This is a genomic window from Almyronema sp., from assembly GCF_052168255.1.
Lineage (GTDB): Bacteria > Cyanobacteriota > Cyanobacteriia > Phormidesmidales > Phormidesmidaceae > Sphaerothrix > Sphaerothrix epifaneia.
On record NZ_JBQLZL010000116.1, the window covers coordinates 35,093 to 50,468 of the forward strand.

Below are 15,376 nucleotides of genomic sequence, written 5' to 3' on the forward strand. Positions count from 1 at the left end.
ACCCACGCGTGGCGCGAGCGATCGCGCCGTTGTCTAACAGCGCAGCTAGCAGCTAGACCTGCTGGGTTAGATTGGCTAAATACAGGTGAAAGCCATCACCATAATCGTTGATATAGGCCGAGGCAGGCTTGCTCAGCAGCCAAGTCAGGGTCACAATATCTCCAATTGCGCCAGCAGCATTGCTAATCAAAATCAGCAGCAAAGGCGGCAACCATTTTTCGGCGACCAGGGGAATTAGCCCAATGCCCAGCAGCGAAATCAGCAGCAAAGGCGCTACCGTAATCACCAAATGCTGGTTACGCGGAATATACCAGCGAGGAGCCGCTGCAAACGCATAAAGCCCTTTAAAGCCAAATACCGCTCGCTGCCTGGTAAACAACCAGAAAAACAAAGCATGTACCAGCTCATGCAGAACAATGCTGGCAAAAATCAAACCTACCATACCAACCAATACCAGCAGGCTATTGCTGGCGTCTAACCGGACAGTCAGTTCTCCTGCCGACTGTACTTGCTGGCGTAATACGGCGGTTAGCCAGAGAAAAAAGAGCAAACATCCAAAAAATAAAACGATACCCAGCAAATTCAAAGCGATCGCCAGCCGTAGATCTTTTGAAAGATCAAGCGTGGCAACCCGCTTATAATCATCCGGCAAGGTTTGAGTCGGCTTGAGCATCCGCAGCCTTGAACAGCAACACTGCGATCGTAAACATCTAGTTCATTCACTTCACCCGCACTAAGGCAGAGTTTCCCAGGCAAAATCTGGCACAATCACAGAGTTGGCATCGGGTAAGGTGATGTCTCAGTTTCAGCAATTTTTAGCGGCGCTTCAGGCCAAGTATCAGCCGTTGGCGACGGGGCAGTCAGCTAGTTACATTCCAGAGCTAACCAAGGCCAATCCAGACTGGTTCGCCATTAGCGTTGTCACCGTAGACGGGCAGAGCTATGAGGTGGGTGACTTTGAGCAAACTTTTACCATTCAGTCTATTTCTAAAGTCTTTGTCTACGGCATGGTGCTTGAAGATCACGGTCGCGAAGCCCTGTTGCACAAAGTTGGCGTTGAGCCGACAGGTGATCCGTTTAATTCGCTCATTCGCCTTGACGAAGACTCTAAACGCCCCGATAACCCCATGATTAATGCTGGCGCAATCGCCACTACCAGTTTAATTAAAGGCGCTGACCCCACTGAGCGTCTCAATCGGCTAATGGCCATGTTTCGTCGCTATGTGGGACACGAAGTTTTTATCGACATTTCTACGTTTATGTCAGAGCGATCGACGGGGCATCGTAACCGGGCGATGGCTCACCTGATGCTTAACTTTGGCATGATCAACGGAGCCATTGAAGAAGCTCTAGATCTTTACTTTCAGCAATGCTCACTACTGGTTAACTGTCATGATTTAGCTTTAATGGCGGCTACCCTGGCTAATCGCGGCGTTAACCCGGTAACGGGCGAACAGGCCGTTAATCCAGAGTACATACGCGATATTCTCAGCGTTATGTATACCTGTGGCATGTACAACTTTGCCGGAGAATGGGCTTATCGAGTTGGTATTCCAGCTAAAAGCGGCGTTTCGGGCGGTATTTTGGCGGTAGTGCCGAATCAGGCCGGAATTGCCGTTTTTTCACCTTTGTTAGATAAAAATGGCAATAGCGTCCGCGGCTTGCGAGTGTTTGAAGACCTGGCTCAACAATACGGTTTTCACCTGTTTGATTTATCAATGGGGAAGTGTAGCTTTCTGGCGTCTTTGACGGCAGCGGTTTAGCGGGGCAAGTGGGCTTGGATGGCGGCGGCGAGTTCTTCCGGTTTTTGCGAACCAATCAACAGCGGCTTGCCTTGAAAAAATGCAAGCTCAACGCCGCGATCGCCACTGACGTTGTAGGCATTGCCTTTAAAGCCGAAGCGAATGCCCCAACCGCCATATTCTCGCAGCGGGCGGTAGGTTCTTACCTGGCAACCCTGAATATCGACAAAAGCGATGGTGCGCCGCAGCAAAGGAAAAAACTGAATGTGAATGCCATCGGCTTTTACCTCAGTCACCAGCTTGAGAACATAGAAGAAGTAAAGCAGCGCAACTGCCAGCAAAACGGCGATCGCATTGGCCACCACCAGTGCCGTATCCGACAAAGGAACATTTCCCCAAGGCTGACCCCATACCCTTTGCTGCCACAAGCCGTAGCCAAAGGGCAGCACCCCAGCCGCACTGCTGAGCAACAGCACACCCCAAAGCCATTTTTGCCGAAACTGCTGCACTTCTCGAAACATAGCTTCTCACCCTTTTTTAACCGCTATAGATAGGTTCGTGCCTGCGGCGGTTGCAACTTTGATCGCCAAACTAATTATTTAGGCCACCACCAGCGCCAAAAGGCTAAGCCAGGGTCATTAAGCGCTGAGCGGCAGCGCTTCTAAAGCTTCTAAATAATCATCAAAATGGGCTTTGAAATATAACCACGAGGTCATACTCGCTTGGGGTAGCTTGTGCGTAGGGGCATGGCGAAACGAAGGCATTTGTGTAGCAATTTGCGATCGCAGTAGCGTCGGCAACGCCTCAAAATCAGGCACTTTTTGACCTTGAGCGCTGTAGATCAAATGCCCAGGGCGATCGCCCATTTTCATCCACGGCAGCCAGGGGCCAATACGATCCCAACTCAACAACAATTGAGAAACTTCAGTCACTTCAGGACGCCACAGTTCTGCGGCAGACACGCTCAGCTTAAACAGTTCAATCGCCTGATACACCGGTTGAGGGCTGTAGGGTGCAAACTTTGGTTCTGCTGCTAAAGGATTGGGGTAGTTAAGAAACAAATCAATTACAAAAGTTGCTACCTCATCCCCCACCTGAGCTGAAAATGGCTGAGCAAACCGTCCTTGCACCGGGTCATTGGCAACAGGCAATACCTTTACGGTTTCACCCGTCCAGGGATTTTGCCAATGGTGCAAGCGTTCCCCCGTTTGAGGATCGAGATAATAAGCTAACTCTCGCGATGTAAAGTCCCAAGTTCCCGATTCTGTCGGCAAGCACCGCCCTACATTCATGCCGACCATGTCAAAGAGGTGTTGCCGGGGAGCCTCAGGTTGCCAAGCATAGATAGAACCTTGCCAGGTCAAATATACCTGCTGGGGTAATGTAGAGCAGCGAGCCTTGACCCAATAGAGGGGGTCGAGTTTTTGAAGTTGAATCATAATCGTTCCCCACGAAAGTTGCTAAGCCATTGCGCTTACTGTTTCCTCATCCTGTAGCGGTAAATTCCGGCAAATAACATGCTTTAAATATTTGCCGTACCCAGTTGTCTTTAATCATCAACTGCTTAAGCGCTTCAAACAAATAATCTTGGGCTTCTTCTAAGGTCAGGTTTTCAATCTGCTGCCTTAATACTTGCAATCTAAATTGTTGTTCCATCGTCAATGTATCTGAGTTTTCCATCGTTTCTCCTCGACCTGAGCTAATCAGGGTCTATCTTAAACAAATTTACTGATAAAAAATCTATTTTCAGCCGCTTCTCTCAACGAACTAGCCAAATAAGCAGCCATTTCATCTATCCCTAAGCAGATTTTTGCCTAGCTAAAGTTGTAAATTTAGTCAATTGCTTGTTCATGGCTGTTTTGCTTTAGAACGGGTAGCTAGAAGAACACTTTTTGCTCGATATAGCTTTTGATCGCATTATAACTATCTGGTTATCTCGTTGACATTGAGCGCTCAATATTTAGCAATAACCTACGGGCTAAAGCGTCTCAGCAAAAACCTAGTAGCTCTGAATTGACCAGAAGCTAGACAAGGCCAGCTATGCTGTTTTAGAAAACCAAATTTTATGTAGATTTTGATTGCTTGATAAAAAGGCTTCTAGTAAGTTTTGAGACTAACCATATTTCTAGCTTTATTTTCTGGCTATAGAAAAATAGGGATCAGCTCAAAATAGCGAAAAACCATCTTTTAAGCAGGTCTTTTAAGCGATCGCTAAGCTTTTACAACTAGGCTTCAAAGCTAAATACGGCCATTGCCCAAACTTGAGATAGGCTACCTTTTCTTTTTACAACTTTAGACAGATAACTTTTCACCTCTGGTTGGGCGGCCTTAGAGGTTGCTTGAAAAGTGATCTGCCGTAGCTTTAGACATCTGCCAACCCTTTAAAATGGGGGTTTTAAAAGTCCCCATTTTTAAGCAGAACTTAGGGAGATCTCCACTTTTGCTGCAAAAGACAGGATTTTTCAAATATCTTTTTACTCGCATCTTGTTTGACTTTAAAGTGCTGACATCTCTAAAGACAAACACTTTAAGCAAAGCCAAAACAAATAATTGAGCCTTTAGCAATAAGGAAAACCGTTTTAAGCGACTAAATTGCTCTAAAGCGCTTTCTCAAACCACTCAACATCCCAGTAACGGCCAAACTTACGCCCTACTTCTCGGTAAACCCCTACACTTTTAAAGCCAAATTTTTGGTGTAACGCGATCGAGGCCGGATTGGGCAGCGTGATCCCGGCATAAGCTCGATGAACGTCTTCTGTCGCTAAAGCTGACAAAAGCGTGTGATAAAGCTGCGTACCAATGCCCTGCCCGTGGGCTTTTGGATTTAAATAAACACTGGTTTCAACAGACGTGTCGTAGGCTGCTTTAGAACGTAATTGGCTACTACTCGCGTAGCCTACTACCTCGCCTGCCAGTTCAGCAATAAAAAGCTGATGTCGTCCGGTTTCGCGGTAGTGATTAAACCATTGAGTCCGTTGCTCTACTGTGAAAGGAGCAATATCAAAAGTAATCGTTGTGGTATGAATATAGTGATTATATAAATCTGTAAGAGCGGCGATATCAGCAGTTTTTGGACGACGAATGAGTAAGGTCATAGCAGTATTGAGCAAGTAAGCAGATTAGGCAGAATAGCGGCAAAGTAGAAGCAGCGGGGAAACTATTGGACTTATGCGCCCGTATAGACAGGTTGTTGGCCTATTTGCCTATTGGTTCTAGCTACCCCGTCGCATCTTCTGTTTTAAGCGCAATAATCGGATGGCGATCGCAGTTTTTATTTATTTAATTTAGAAAGACGCTATCCGCAATAGGGTTCGCCTATGGCCAAATTAACCATGACTGTCTCCGATTGGGGACTTTTGCTGTTTCTGTCGCTCCTGTGGGGCGGATCATTCTTTTTTACTGAAATCGCGCTGCGAGAGCTGACCCCTTTAATCTTGGTGTGGAGCCGGGTCAGTTTGGCTGCGATCGCCTTAATCGTTTTCGCCTACGTACGCGGCTATCAGCTCTCTCAGTATCTTCACCTTTGGCGTCGCTTTTTAGTCATGGGCTTGCTCAACAACCTGATCCCCTTCAGCTTAATTGTTTGGGGTCAAACTCAAATTAACAGCAGTCTGGCCGCTATCTTGAATGCAACTACGCCACTGTTTACCGTCGTTTTAGCGCATTTACTCACTCACGATGAGCGGCTAACTTCTAGCCGCCTGTTGGGGGTGCTGCTGGGATTTGCAGGCATTGTTGTGCTGTTGGGGCCAGCGGCTCTCATCGGCTTTAGCCTGAGCAACTTGGGTCAGCTAGCTGTGGTGGCCGCCGCCTGTTGCTATGGGTTTGCGGGCTTATACGGGCGGCAATTTCGCAGCGTCCCTCCCATTGTCACGGGTGCTGGCATGTTAACCTCTACGTCGGTGATGCTGTTACCCCTAGTCGTTAGCCTTACACCCCCCTGGCAGGTACGCTTTAGCGCGCCTACCACCTGGGCCATGATGAGTCTGGCCTTACTGAGTACGGCTCTGGCCTACATTATTTATTTTCGGATTTTGGGTCGAGCTGGCGCGACCAATGTGATGCTGGTGACGTTTTTAATTCCGGTGAGCGCATTGCTGTTGGGAACGCTGCTGCTAGACGAAACCATTGATAGCACGACATTGTTTAGCATGAGCCTGATTTTTGCCGGGTTGGTAGCTGTGGATGGTCGTTTGTTTAGGCATTTTCGCGCTTTTAGTCAGGAGGCCAATGATGACGTCTGAACCCGGTTTAGACTGGCGCTGGCAGGCAGTTTTAGGGCGCGATCGCCAGTATGAGGCTTGCTTTGTCTATGCCGTTGCTTCAACAGGTATTTACTGTCGGCCTACCTGCCCTAGTCGGCGGCCTCGACGCGATCGCGTCAGGTTTTTTGCCTCTGCGATCGCCGCAGAAGCAGCCGGATTTCGCCCTTGCAAACGCTGCCAGCCCCAAAGCCTTCATCCGGCTGACAGTCCAAGTGCTAAAGTTTTGCTGGCCTGCCGCTATTTAGAAGCCCACCGCGATCGCATTCCAGCTTTGCAAGAGTTGGGTGAGCAGGTAGGGCTTAGCCCCAGTCATCTCCAACGTCAGTTCAAAAAAGCCTTAGGCATTTCGCCTTATCAGTATGGGGACGCTTTGCGACGCGATCGGCTTAAGCAAGCGCTCAAATCTTGTTCTAGCGTGACAGCGGCGCTGTATGAAACGGGTTATGGCTCTAGTAGCCGTCTTTATGAAACTGCACTTTCTCAATTAGGGATGACCCCCATGAACTATCAGCAAGGAGCCAAAGATCAAACGATTTCTTATGCGATCGCGCGATCGCCCTTGGGCTACTTACTGGTAGCGGCAACCGAGGTAGGTCTGTGCCATGTGCGTCTCGGCGAGGCACCAGACCCGCTTGAGCAAGAACTACGGCAAGAATTTCCCGCCGCTACGCTACAGCCTCAAGCCGAATTACAAGCATGGATAGAAACCCTAATTGACTATCTATCAGGCAATCAGCCCTGGCCGCAATTGCCCGTTGACGTCAAAGCCACAGCTTTTCAGCGCCAGGTGTGGGAAGCCTTACGCCAAATTCCGGCAGGAACAACGCTGACTTACAGCCAACTAGCCGAAAAGCTAGGTCAGCCCCAGGCAACTCGCGCTGTCGCCCGCGCTTGCGCAACCAATCCTGTTGCCTTGGCTATTCCCTGTCATCGCATTGTGCCAAAGTCGGGCGGGGTCGGTGGCTATCGGTGGGGGGCTGAACGTAAACAGCAGCTTTTAGCATTAGAAAAATTGGAGAAAACAGACAACTCGCAACTCTCCCCCAAAGCTTGACGCCTATTCCCAGCTTGGATGGTGGCTGATTTGCCCGTCTTCTAAATATGTAATGCGATCGGCATAACTGGTAATTCGAGGGTCATGGGTCACAATTAGCACCGTACAGCCCTCTTCTTTGGCTAGATGATGCAGCAGTTCAATGACCGCTTGACCCGTTTGGGAGTCTAAGGCCGCTGTCGGTTCATCTGCCATAATGATCTGCGGATTGCCTGCCAAAGCTCGCGCCACTGCCACCCGTTGCTTTTGCCCACCTGAGAGATCTTGAGGTAGACGGTCAGAGCGATCGGCTAGCCCTACTTGATGTAGTAACTTCATTGCTTGCTGTTTGGCGGCTCGTCCTCGAATACCCTGAATTTCTAGGGATAGCTCTACGTTTTCTAGCGCGGTGAGTGCTGGAAACAGATTAAACCCTTGAAAAATAAAGCCAATATGGTCGCGGCGAAAGCGGGTTAATTCTCGCCGTGACAAGCTGGTAATTTCGTCTCCTAGCAAATAGACCTGGCCTGCTGTAGGGGTCAAAATGCCAGCCAAAATTGAAAGCAACGTTGTTTTACCCGACCCAGAAGGCCCCATCAGTAGCCGAATTTCACCAGGTTCAACCGCTAGATCAACTCCCTTCAGAACGCGAAACTGCTCTAACCCAGAGCGAAAGACCATCTCAATCCCTTTAGCTGCGATCGCCCATTGACTGGCCGCTTGGCCAGGATCAGGCAAATGAGAAGATTCAGGCAAAGGTACCTGAGAATAAGGCATAGATGCAGTTGTCATTCGCTAAACTCTCTTTCAGCCTATCAAACTCTTTCTGTTCAAGGCAGGCCATACTCAAGCCTTAAACACAATCCCTGGATCAACCCGCGTTACCTTTTGAATTGCAAAAAACGCAGATCCCACACACATAAAAATGGTGACGCCTAAAACCCCTACCGCCGACATCGGCGTAATCAAAATCACAATGCCTTGGCTAGCCAACGTCCACGCCCCCAAGCCCCAGCACAGCAGCATACCGGGCACATAGCCCAAAAGCGCCATCCATAGCGCCTGCTCTACAATCACGCTATAGATAGCCCAATCAGAGGCTCCCATCGCCTTGAGGGTACCGAATTCCTTCAAGTGTTCAGCCACCGACGTATACAGAATTTGAGCCACAATTACCATCCCCACAATCACGCCCACCGTAGCGCCCAAGCCCAAAATAAACCCAATGCCTGTGCGATTTTGCCAGTAAGACTGGGTTTGAGCAATCAACTGATCACGCGTAAAGGCGCGAGTACCTGGTAGAGCCTGCTCAAGTCGCTGCTTGGCTGTTTCTAAATCAACGCCTGCCGCAACCTGAACGAGCAAAAAAGTGATGGGAGCATCTGCCCCTAGCTCCGCTGGTGCTGCTGGCGTTTCTGTGGTGGGTGCATCTTGAGACTCGCGCTCGTAAGAGTTGACACAGGTAATGTCGCCGTCGCCCAACTGACACGTTAACCCTGCCGAGAAGCCGGAAGTGGTGTAAGCATTGGCCGTTTCTAAGGAAGCAAAGACAAACTTACTAGAAACTAAGGATTGGGTTCCTGCGGTAATGCCCACTAAGCGAGCGGGCAGCGATCGGATTCTAGCGGTATCGCCAACCTGTGCCAGACCAAACGATCGCAAATTCGCCTTATCGACAATGACGGTGTAAGGTTGCTGCAAAGCCGCGATCGCCTCTGTAGAGACTTCCCCCGGTCTAAAAAGCTGCCCCTCGGGATCAAAGCCAAAAATTCTGAGCGTTGTGAGTTTGCCTTTTTCGGAATACCAGCGCCCAGAGCCAATCATCAAAGCTTCTACCCGCGCAATGCCCTCTACTTGACGAGCCTCTCGTAGCTGTACCAGCGGAAAGGGTTCCGTCAGCTCAAAATTGACAATATTTTCTGACGCCACCCAAATATCCGCACTAGACTGCTCAATGAGCAGCGTCGTTGAGCGAGTGAAGCCTTTTAGAATGCCCGTTTGAATGGTGACTAAGCTGACCGCAAACATAATGCCTGCTTGGGCAACTAATAGCCGAGGCAGATCTTTGAGCAAATTTTTGCGTGCAACAGAAACCATGAGGTGTCAAAAAGCAGAAAACAGCCGCTAATACAGGGGCTAATTCTACTCTAGTGGTTTTCTAGCCAGCAAAAAGCGGTACGAGCCAGTTTATAAACTGCCCAGTCTGCCAAGCAAAACATAACGCTGCAGATTATTAATTACGGGTCAGCCACTTTTGGGCATTGAGCCGCTGAATGACATACAGCACCATGAGGTCTAGCGTGATTCGTCGCTCGTCTCCCATAAACTGCTCAACGGTGCTGGGCTGGCCGCCGCCATCGGCGTAAGAAAAAACTTTCGGCCCTTTGATGTCTTCCTTCAAAAAGGCTACGTTGAACTGACGTTGGCCTTTGTTCCAACGGCCAGTTACCTGCCAGCAGTCAGCCGTTTCTTGTTGGCTGAGAATTTCTAATTTTCGCTTTGCAAAGGCTAAGCTCAAATCGTCTAGCCCTTGCTGCTGTAGGGCTTCTTCGAGCTGCGGTAAATAATCTTGCTGAATAAAGTCTTGAAAGGGCTTTTCTTCAGGGGCGGGCGGTTTTTCTTTTTTGGCCTTTGCTTTAGCGCCGCCTGAAGCTGCTTTTTCAGCATTTTCCCCGGCAGCCTTAGCAGAAGGCTGAGACTGATCTGACTGCTGTTTTTCGTCAGCGTTTGTTGAAGATGACTGTTCTGTAGACTTCTGCTCTTCTGCCATAGCACAATCGGGTTTAACTATCTCAAGTCAGCAGCATGCCTGAACACTCCAGCGATCGCCAGTAGCCAATCGGACATGCCGCTGCACTTGTATAGATTCTAAAGGCAAATGACGCTAACAAAACGCTTGAGCGCCAAGAGCCACCGCTAAAATTGCCAATAAACGTTTAAGCGGGCTGAGGAACGGCTTGCTGGCGGTACCAAGCAACCGTTTGCTGCAAACCCTCTCTAAAATCCGTTTGCGCTTCAAACCCAAAGGCGGCTTTAGCCCGCTGGGTATCGAGGCAGCGACGGGGTTGACCGTTGGGTTTGTCTGTTTCCCAAATGACCTCACCTTCAAACTCCATTACCTCACAAATGAGGTAAACCAGATCGCGAATCGAAATTTCATAACCCGTACCTAAGTTGACAGGTTCGGAATCGCTGTAAGCCTGAGTCGCCATGACAATGCCACGAGCCGCATCTTCAGAATACAAAAACTCACGCGTAGGGCTACCGTCACCCCAAACCGCTAAACGCTTTTGTCCTTCAAGCTGAGCTTCGTGAACTTTGTGAATCAGCGCTGGAATGACGTGAGAACTGCGCGGATCGAAATTGTCTTCAGGGCCGTAGAGGTTAACTGGCAGCAGGTAAATGCCGTCAAAGTTATACTGCTGACGATACGCCTGAAGCTGAACTAGCAAAGCTTTTTTGGCAATACCGTAGGGGGCATTGGTTTCTTCGGGGTAGCCGCTCCAGAGGTCGTCTTCTTTGAAGGGAACAGGCGTGAACTTGGGATAGGCGCAAATTGTGCCGACACAGACAAATTTCTGGACGCCTGCTTCGTAAGCAGCGTGGATGAGCTGTGCCCCCATCATCAGGTTGTCGTAAAATAGCTCGGCTGGCTTTTCCCGATTAAGACCAATACCGCCAACATGAGCTGCAAGGTGAACAATCACATCTTGCTGATCAGCCGCGCGTTGGCAGCTTTCCCACTGGCGCAAATCGCAATCGCGCGATCGCGGTACCGTAATTTTCTGCGGGTCTGCCCCGGCGGCAACGAGCTGAGCGATGACCTGTTTGCCTAAAAATCCGGCTCCGCCCGTTACCAGAATGCGTTTGTTCGTTAAATCTAGAGTATTCATCGGCTTAGAGAATCACGACACGACTGCAAAATAGTCAATGGTTTTGTCACTGGCTAGCCAAGGCCAAAAGCCCTTTCTTTAAACAAAAAGCCTGGAGACGGCACAATGCCAGCTTAAAGAGGCGGCTTGTGTAGCTTCCAGGCTCAAACAATCTCATTGTCAAGGTAGCTGCCAGAACATGGCTACCGCTGACAGATGTTAGGAAAGAATCCCAGCCACATCTCGACGGATGGTGGCGATATCAATATGGTTACCGTTGCCGTTTTCATTGCGCTTGACAGGCAGGCCAATTGCTTCTAAATCAGCTTCAACCATCAGCTTAGTTAGCCCTTCAAAGGTGATGCTAGGCTCCCAACCCAGCTTGGTTTTGGCTTTGCTGGGGTCGCCAATGAGCAGATCTACTTCTGCTGGACGCAAATAGCGGGGGTCGAAGGCCACGTAATCTTCCCAGTTGAGGTTGACGTGGGCAAACGCAACTTCTAAAAATTCTTTGACAGAATGAGTTTCTCCGGTGGCAATGACATAGTCATCCGGCTGGTCTTGTTGCAGCATTAGCCACATAGCTTTGACGTAGTCTTTGGCGTAGCCCCAGTCTCGCTTAGAGTCGAGATTACCCAGATAAAGTTTGTCTTGCTTACCTGCGACGATGCGGGCGATCGCCCGTGTGATTTTGCGGGTGACGAAGGTTTCACCGCGACGAGGCGACTCGTGGTTAAAGAGAATGCCGTTGCAGGCAAACAAATTGTAGGATTCGCGGTAGTTTAGCGTTTGCCAGTGGGCATATACTTTGGCACAGGCATAGGGGCTGCGAGGATAAAAAGGTGTAGTTTCCTTTTGCGGTACATCCTGCACCTTGCCGTACATTTCTGAAGAACCCGCTTGATAGTAGCGAACTTCTAGACCCGTACGCTGCTGATAATCGCGGATGGCCTCAAGCAAGCGCAGGGCACCCATCGCGACAGAATCAACTGTGTATTCAGGAGAGTCAAAGCTGACTCGCACGTGGGATTGAGCACCGAGGTTGTAGACTTCAGCGGGCTGAACTTGCTCTAAGATGCGGCGCATCATGGTGCCGTCAGTTAAATCGCCATAGTGCAAAAACAGCTTGGCATCTTCGCTGTGAGGATCTACATAAATATGATCGATCCGGTCAGTATTAAAGGTCGATGTACGACGAATAATGCCGTGTACTTCATAGCCTTTTTCCAAAAGCAGCTCAGATAAATATGAGCCGTCTTGACCTGTAATACCTGTGATCAGTGCGCGCTTCACTTGCGTCATCTTACTAAGATTCCCTTGTACTTTCTAGACGTAGCTAACTGGCTCTTTTCTCTATATCTGCTCAGATAAAAAGTCCTGATTGCACTGGGAATATGTTGATTACCCCCACAGTGTTTCTCAAGCACTTCTGTTACATCAGAGAAATTACTCAAACCTTTTCACAACGTTACATCGATTTTTCGGACGCTTTATCAAGAAACGATGTTTTGTCTACTAAGACTGCATCAAATTTCTAGGTATAGTGTCCCTTTGAATACACACCATTTGCTGACAAATACCTGCTAATGGGTTGTCATAGCTAGGCTTGAGAAACGATGTAGCAGGTCAACAAGCAGACGATCTTAAGAGTACCCAAGGGCGATCGCCCCGCAACGTAGCCCTCTAAGCTCGGCGATCGCGCTGCAAATCATAAATGGCTTTTTCCCAGCACCACTGCTCTGAGCGGCCAGGATTTTGATCTCGAACGCGATCGACTAATCGCTGGGCGACGGCTCGATTGCCATTTGTTAGACGCAACAGTTCTCGCTGAGTTTGGCGTTGCAAACCCGTTTTATTCGTAGCTGAACGAGGGGGACGATAGCCAGATCGACCCGCACGGCGCGATCGCGTTAGCCAAAAATAAACACTAACCAAAATCACAATCGCGAAGATTAAAGACAGAAAAGACATGGCTTATAGCAAGCAGACGAAACTGGCAAAGGCTGCGAGTTGACTTTTCAGCCGAGCAGGGTTGGCTAAATCAAGCGTCCTCTCTTCCATAAAAGCTTATAAAAGAAATTCTTGCCTCTAGGCAAATGCTGGCGGCAGAGGTTGCAGGTTGACGGCTTCACCCCATAGCGTTGCAAAAACAGATTGAGCCTGCTTAATTTCACCACTGGTCCAAAATTCTTCGCGCCCCGGTAACTGACTCGGATTAAGCAAGTTTTGCACTGCCAAAATATTAGAAAGCTGGCGAGTAACGGCGGCTCCTGTGTCTAATAGGGTGACGTTAGCACCGACGACTTCGTCGAGCAGGGGGCGCAAAAAGGGATAGTGCGTGCAGCCCAGCACCAGCATATCGGCTCCAGCCATCAAAATTGGCTTGGTATATTTTTGGATGAGCGCTCGTGTTACGACGCTGGTGAGATCGCCTTTTTCAACTTGCCGCACCAGATGGGGACAAGCCTGCGTCAAAATGGTAACGCCGGAGCCAAAGCGCTCTAGCAAAGATAAAAACTGCTGACTGGCTAAGGTGGTCGCTGTGGCAATGACGCCTACAACCCCGGTTTGGGTGGCAAGAACGGCAGGTTTGACCGCAGGCTCTATAGCGATGATGGGTATAGGAAAAGTAGCTCGTAAATCAGCAACAGCCGCGACGGTGGCCGTATTGCAGGCGACGACGATGGCTTTGACATTTTGGCTGAGTAAAAACCGGGTGAGTGTGAGCGATCGCTGCTGTAGGTACTCAGGCGGCTTGGTACCGTAAGGAACGTGACCAGAATCAGCGACATAACAAAGGTTTTCGTAAGGTAAGGCCGCTCGAATCGCCCGCAAAACTGATAAACCACCTACCCCAGAGTCAAAAACGCCAATCGGTGCGGAAGGGTTCATAGCGGTTGTGGGCTGTCTGGGTTTTCCTAAATTTTTCGGGATTATAGCCTAATATAGGCTGCGCCTAGAGAGCGATCGCGCTTCAGGCACTTTACCTAAAGTCGGAGTTTTACCGGGTGGGAGAGTCTAAAGATTTTAGACTGTCAACAGGTACAAACTCAATAAAAACCAGTAGGCTCAAAATAGCTTATTTGCGCAGGGAAAGAAATCATGGCAGAGGCGAGTAATGTGCTGGGTGGCAAGCTACAGAGTTGCTGCACTTCTCCAATGACGGGCTATTACCGAGATGGCATGTGTCATACCGGGGCTGGGGATGTGGGGGTGCATGTGGTTTGTGCCCAGATGACGGCAGAATTCTTGCGCTTTACCAAAGCTCAGGGCAATGACTTGAGTACGCCGATGCCGATGTATCAGTTTCCGGGGTTAAAACCGGGCGATCGCTGGTGTTTGTGTGCGGCTCGCTGGAAAGAAGCCTATGACGATGGCGTTGCCCCGCCTGTGGTGCTAGAGGCGACCCATGCAGCCGCGCTGGAGTATGCCTCAATGGATGAGCTAAAGCAGCACGCAGTACCCAGTTAAGTGAATGAGGTATTTTAACGAAACTGTTGCAACAGCCAGCGATTCACAGCACCATCATCCTCATTTTGGCTACGCCGTAACGCTTCTTCAATGATGGACATTGACAAGTCGGGCAACACTGCTGACACCTGAATTTGCCGACTGCCACCATTAGAGATGGCAAAAGCAATAATTTCAACAGCTTCAACATTAACTACCCAGTATTCTTGAACACCTAAGCGCTCGTACAACAGCCGTTTTTGGCCTAAGTCATCGCTCAGCGTTGTGGAGGCTACTTCAATTGCCAAGGTGGGAGAGCCGTATAGATTTACATCTACGGGACTGTTACTCCGAGGAATATTAGGCAGGTCTGAGCCAATGTAAAACGCTATGTCAGGTTGGCACTCTCGTTCGCCTGTCTTGCGAAAGCTGCCATTCGTGATGGATAAAAACGGCAGATTTTTCAAAGTTCCGTATAAGCTGACCACCGAAGCCAGTAGCGAATTATCTCGCCCGTGAGCGAATCCTATCGGCATGGTTTCAATCCTCATCCGTCCCATGTCGTAGTAGCATTGGGCTTTTTCTAATTCGGGGCGCTCGACAATTGCTAAAAATTCTTCCCAGGTGGCAGGTACCCAGGTATCGGTGGTCAAGTTTTGAGGGATTGGTAGGATGTTGACCATTTCAGTTCATCTCTGAATGCTTAAGTCGGTGATGCTCAACTATCGGCTGCCCAAATTTGATCTACGGTGAGTTCGAGCTGGGTTAATTCGATCGCTGCGATCGCTGGTTTCATTTTAGGCGATCGCTTTTTGGCTGTTTTGAAGAATCGGTATTGGCGGGCGATCGCTTTGCGCTTCAATCCTTGCCAGGATCTCTGACTTTTTGAAAAAGTTAGGGTTCTGTATTTTTACGGTAAGGGGGTAAAAATGGGGCGGAATGGATTGAATACGGGGTGTAGAGGGTAAGAGCGGCGACTTTTGAGGATGGCAGCATGGATGAACAGCGGGTTCA

At 49.3% G+C, this 15,376-nt stretch carries 18 protein-coding genes; 5 read left to right on the forward strand and 13 right to left on the reverse strand.

The annotated features are described in order from the left end of the window. Positions 1-52: 52 nt before the first annotated feature. Entirely contained in the window at positions 53-673 is a 621-nt protein-coding gene (locus ACTS3T_RS23605; RefSeq protein WP_377962396.1) for a DUF3267 domain-containing protein, read from the reverse strand. A 121-nt stretch (positions 674-794) separates the two neighbouring features. Between ACTS3T_RS23605 and glsA the strand changes: the two genes are divergently transcribed. Further along, positions 795-1,763: a glutaminase A gene (gene glsA, locus ACTS3T_RS23610; protein ID WP_377962393.1), complete on the forward strand. Its 969-nt coding sequence runs from the start codon at positions 795-797 to the stop codon at positions 1,761-1,763. On the opposite strand, the gene ACTS3T_RS23615 is transcribed toward glsA, so the two are convergent. The 4 genes from ACTS3T_RS23615 to ACTS3T_RS23630 form a co-directional block, all read right to left on the reverse strand. Next, on the reverse strand, positions 1,760-2,263 hold the full coding sequence (locus ACTS3T_RS23615; protein WP_377962390.1) for a DUF6141 family protein: 504 nt from the start codon (positions 2,261-2,263) through the stop codon (positions 1,760-1,762). The genes glsA and ACTS3T_RS23615 overlap by 4 nt on opposite strands. 117 nt (positions 2,264-2,380) lie before the next feature. After that, positions 2,381-3,184 (reverse strand): DUF1838 domain-containing protein, encoded by an 804-nt coding sequence (locus ACTS3T_RS23620; protein WP_377962453.1) that lies wholly within the window; start codon positions 3,182-3,184, stop codon positions 2,381-2,383. A gap of 43 nt (positions 3,185-3,227) precedes the next feature. Then, positions 3,228-3,422, reverse strand: coding sequence for an NblA/ycf18 family protein (locus ACTS3T_RS23625; protein ID WP_377962387.1), 195 nt, complete (start codon positions 3,420-3,422; stop codon positions 3,228-3,230). A 917-nt stretch (positions 3,423-4,339) separates the two neighbouring features. Beyond that, entirely contained in the window at positions 4,340-4,837 is a 498-nt protein-coding gene (locus tag ACTS3T_RS23630; RefSeq protein WP_377962384.1) for a GNAT family N-acetyltransferase, read from the reverse strand. A 237-nt stretch (positions 4,838-5,074) separates the two neighbouring features. On the opposite strand from ACTS3T_RS23630, the gene ACTS3T_RS23635 reads away from it, so the two are divergent. After that, entirely contained in the window at positions 5,075-5,986 is a 912-nt protein-coding gene (locus ACTS3T_RS23635; protein WP_377962381.1) for a DMT family transporter, read from the forward strand. Then, positions 5,973-7,061, forward strand: coding sequence for a bifunctional DNA-binding transcriptional regulator/O6-methylguanine-DNA methyltransferase Ada (gene ada / locus ACTS3T_RS23640; RefSeq protein ID WP_377962378.1), 1,089 nt, complete (start codon positions 5,973-5,975; stop codon positions 7,059-7,061). Before ACTS3T_RS23635 ends, ada begins: the two co-directional genes overlap by 14 nt. 3 nt (positions 7,062-7,064) lie before the next feature. Here ada and ACTS3T_RS23645 read toward each other — a convergent pair whose 3' ends face one another. The 7 genes from ACTS3T_RS23645 to murI form a co-directional block, all read right to left on the reverse strand. Further along, the gene (locus tag ACTS3T_RS23645; protein ID WP_377962375.1) at positions 7,065-7,832 is read right to left on the reverse strand and encodes an ABC transporter ATP-binding protein; all 768 of its coding nucleotides are present in this window, start codon (positions 7,830-7,832) and stop codon (positions 7,065-7,067) included. A gap of 54 nt (positions 7,833-7,886) precedes the next feature. Beyond that, the gene (locus tag ACTS3T_RS23650) at positions 7,887-9,137 is read right to left on the reverse strand and encodes an FtsX-like permease family protein (protein ID WP_377962372.1); all 1,251 of its coding nucleotides are present in this window, start codon (positions 9,135-9,137) and stop codon (positions 7,887-7,889) included. A 136-nt stretch (positions 9,138-9,273) separates the two neighbouring features. After that, on the reverse strand, positions 9,274-9,810 hold the full coding sequence (locus ACTS3T_RS23655; RefSeq protein WP_377962369.1) for a DUF2996 domain-containing protein: 537 nt from the start codon (positions 9,808-9,810) through the stop codon (positions 9,274-9,276). 166 nt (positions 9,811-9,976) lie between these two features. Continuing rightward, on the reverse strand, positions 9,977-10,933 hold the full coding sequence (locus tag ACTS3T_RS23660) for a GDP-L-fucose synthase family protein (protein ID WP_377962366.1): 957 nt from the start codon (positions 10,931-10,933) through the stop codon (positions 9,977-9,979). Between the two features lie 198 nt (positions 10,934-11,131). Beyond that, the gene (gene gmd, locus ACTS3T_RS23665; RefSeq protein WP_377962363.1) at positions 11,132-12,214 is read right to left on the reverse strand and encodes a GDP-mannose 4,6-dehydratase; all 1,083 of its coding nucleotides are present in this window, start codon (positions 12,212-12,214) and stop codon (positions 11,132-11,134) included. A 381-nt stretch (positions 12,215-12,595) separates the two neighbouring features. Further along, positions 12,596-12,883: a hypothetical protein gene (locus ACTS3T_RS23670; RefSeq protein ID WP_377962361.1), complete on the reverse strand. Its 288-nt coding sequence runs from the start codon at positions 12,881-12,883 to the stop codon at positions 12,596-12,598. Between the two features lie 117 nt (positions 12,884-13,000). After that, a complete protein-coding gene (gene murI / locus ACTS3T_RS23675; RefSeq protein ID WP_377962358.1) occupies positions 13,001-13,804 on the reverse strand; it encodes a glutamate racemase in 804 nt (267 codons plus the stop codon). Between the two features lie 210 nt (positions 13,805-14,014). Here murI and ACTS3T_RS23680 point away from each other — a divergent pair, with 210 nt between their 5' ends. Continuing rightward, positions 14,015-14,383: a DUF2237 family protein gene (locus ACTS3T_RS23680; RefSeq protein WP_377962355.1), complete on the forward strand. Its 369-nt coding sequence runs from the start codon at positions 14,015-14,017 to the stop codon at positions 14,381-14,383. Between the two features lie 14 nt (positions 14,384-14,397). Here the strand turns inward: ACTS3T_RS23680 and ACTS3T_RS23685 are convergent, their stop codons facing one another. Further along, positions 14,398-15,045, reverse strand: coding sequence for a Uma2 family endonuclease (locus ACTS3T_RS23685; protein ID WP_377962352.1), 648 nt, complete (start codon positions 15,043-15,045; stop codon positions 14,398-14,400). 66 nt (positions 15,046-15,111) lie between these two features. Here ACTS3T_RS23685 and ACTS3T_RS23690 point away from each other — a divergent pair, with 66 nt between their 5' ends. Further along, a complete protein-coding gene (locus tag ACTS3T_RS23690; RefSeq protein WP_377962349.1) occupies positions 15,112-15,243 on the forward strand; it encodes a hypothetical protein in 132 nt (43 codons plus the stop codon). Positions 15,244-15,376: the final 133 nt, after the last annotated feature.

Bases quoted from the DNA above. Each gene is read 5' to 3' on its own strand.
- ACTS3T_RS23605 (WP_377962396.1), bottom strand. From the start codon at position 673: ATGCTCAAGCCGACTCAAACCTTGCCGGATGATTATAAGCGGGTTGCC.
- glsA (WP_377962393.1), top strand. From the start codon at position 795: ATGTCTCAGTTTCAGCAATTTTTAGCGGCGCTTCAGGCCAAGTATCAG.
- ACTS3T_RS23615 (WP_377962390.1), bottom strand. From the start codon at position 2,263: ATGTTTCGAGAAGTGCAGCAGTTTCGGCAAAAATGGCTTTGGGGTGTG.
- ACTS3T_RS23625 (WP_377962387.1), bottom strand. From the start codon at position 3,422: ATGGAAAACTCAGATACATTGACGATGGAACAACAATTTAGATTGCAA.
- ACTS3T_RS23630 (WP_377962384.1), bottom strand. From the start codon at position 4,837: ATGACCTTACTCATTCGTCGTCCAAAAACTGCTGATATCGCCGCTCTT.
- ACTS3T_RS23635 (WP_377962381.1), top strand. From the start codon at position 5,075: ATGACTGTCTCCGATTGGGGACTTTTGCTGTTTCTGTCGCTCCTGTGG.
- ada (WP_377962378.1), top strand. From the start codon at position 5,973: ATGATGACGTCTGAACCCGGTTTAGACTGGCGCTGGCAGGCAGTTTTA.
- ACTS3T_RS23645 (WP_377962375.1), bottom strand. From the start codon at position 7,832: ATGACAACTGCATCTATGCCTTATTCTCAGGTACCTTTGCCTGAATCT.
- ACTS3T_RS23650 (WP_377962372.1), bottom strand. From the start codon at position 9,137: ATGGTTTCTGTTGCACGCAAAAATTTGCTCAAAGATCTGCCTCGGCTA.
- ACTS3T_RS23655 (WP_377962369.1), bottom strand. From the start codon at position 9,810: ATGGCAGAAGAGCAGAAGTCTACAGAACAGTCATCTTCAACAAACGCT.
- ACTS3T_RS23660 (WP_377962366.1), bottom strand. From the start codon at position 10,933: ATGAATACTCTAGATTTAACGAACAAACGCATTCTGGTAACGGGCGGA.
- gmd (WP_377962363.1), bottom strand. From the start codon at position 12,214: ATGACGCAAGTGAAGCGCGCACTGATCACAGGTATTACAGGTCAAGAC.
- ACTS3T_RS23670 (WP_377962361.1), bottom strand. From the start codon at position 12,883: ATGTCTTTTCTGTCTTTAATCTTCGCGATTGTGATTTTGGTTAGTGTT.
- murI (WP_377962358.1), bottom strand. From the start codon at position 13,804: ATGAACCCTTCCGCACCGATTGGCGTTTTTGACTCTGGGGTAGGTGGT.
- ACTS3T_RS23680 (WP_377962355.1), top strand. From the start codon at position 14,015: ATGGCAGAGGCGAGTAATGTGCTGGGTGGCAAGCTACAGAGTTGCTGC.
- ACTS3T_RS23685 (WP_377962352.1), bottom strand. From the start codon at position 15,045: ATGGTCAACATCCTACCAATCCCTCAAAACTTGACCACCGATACCTGG.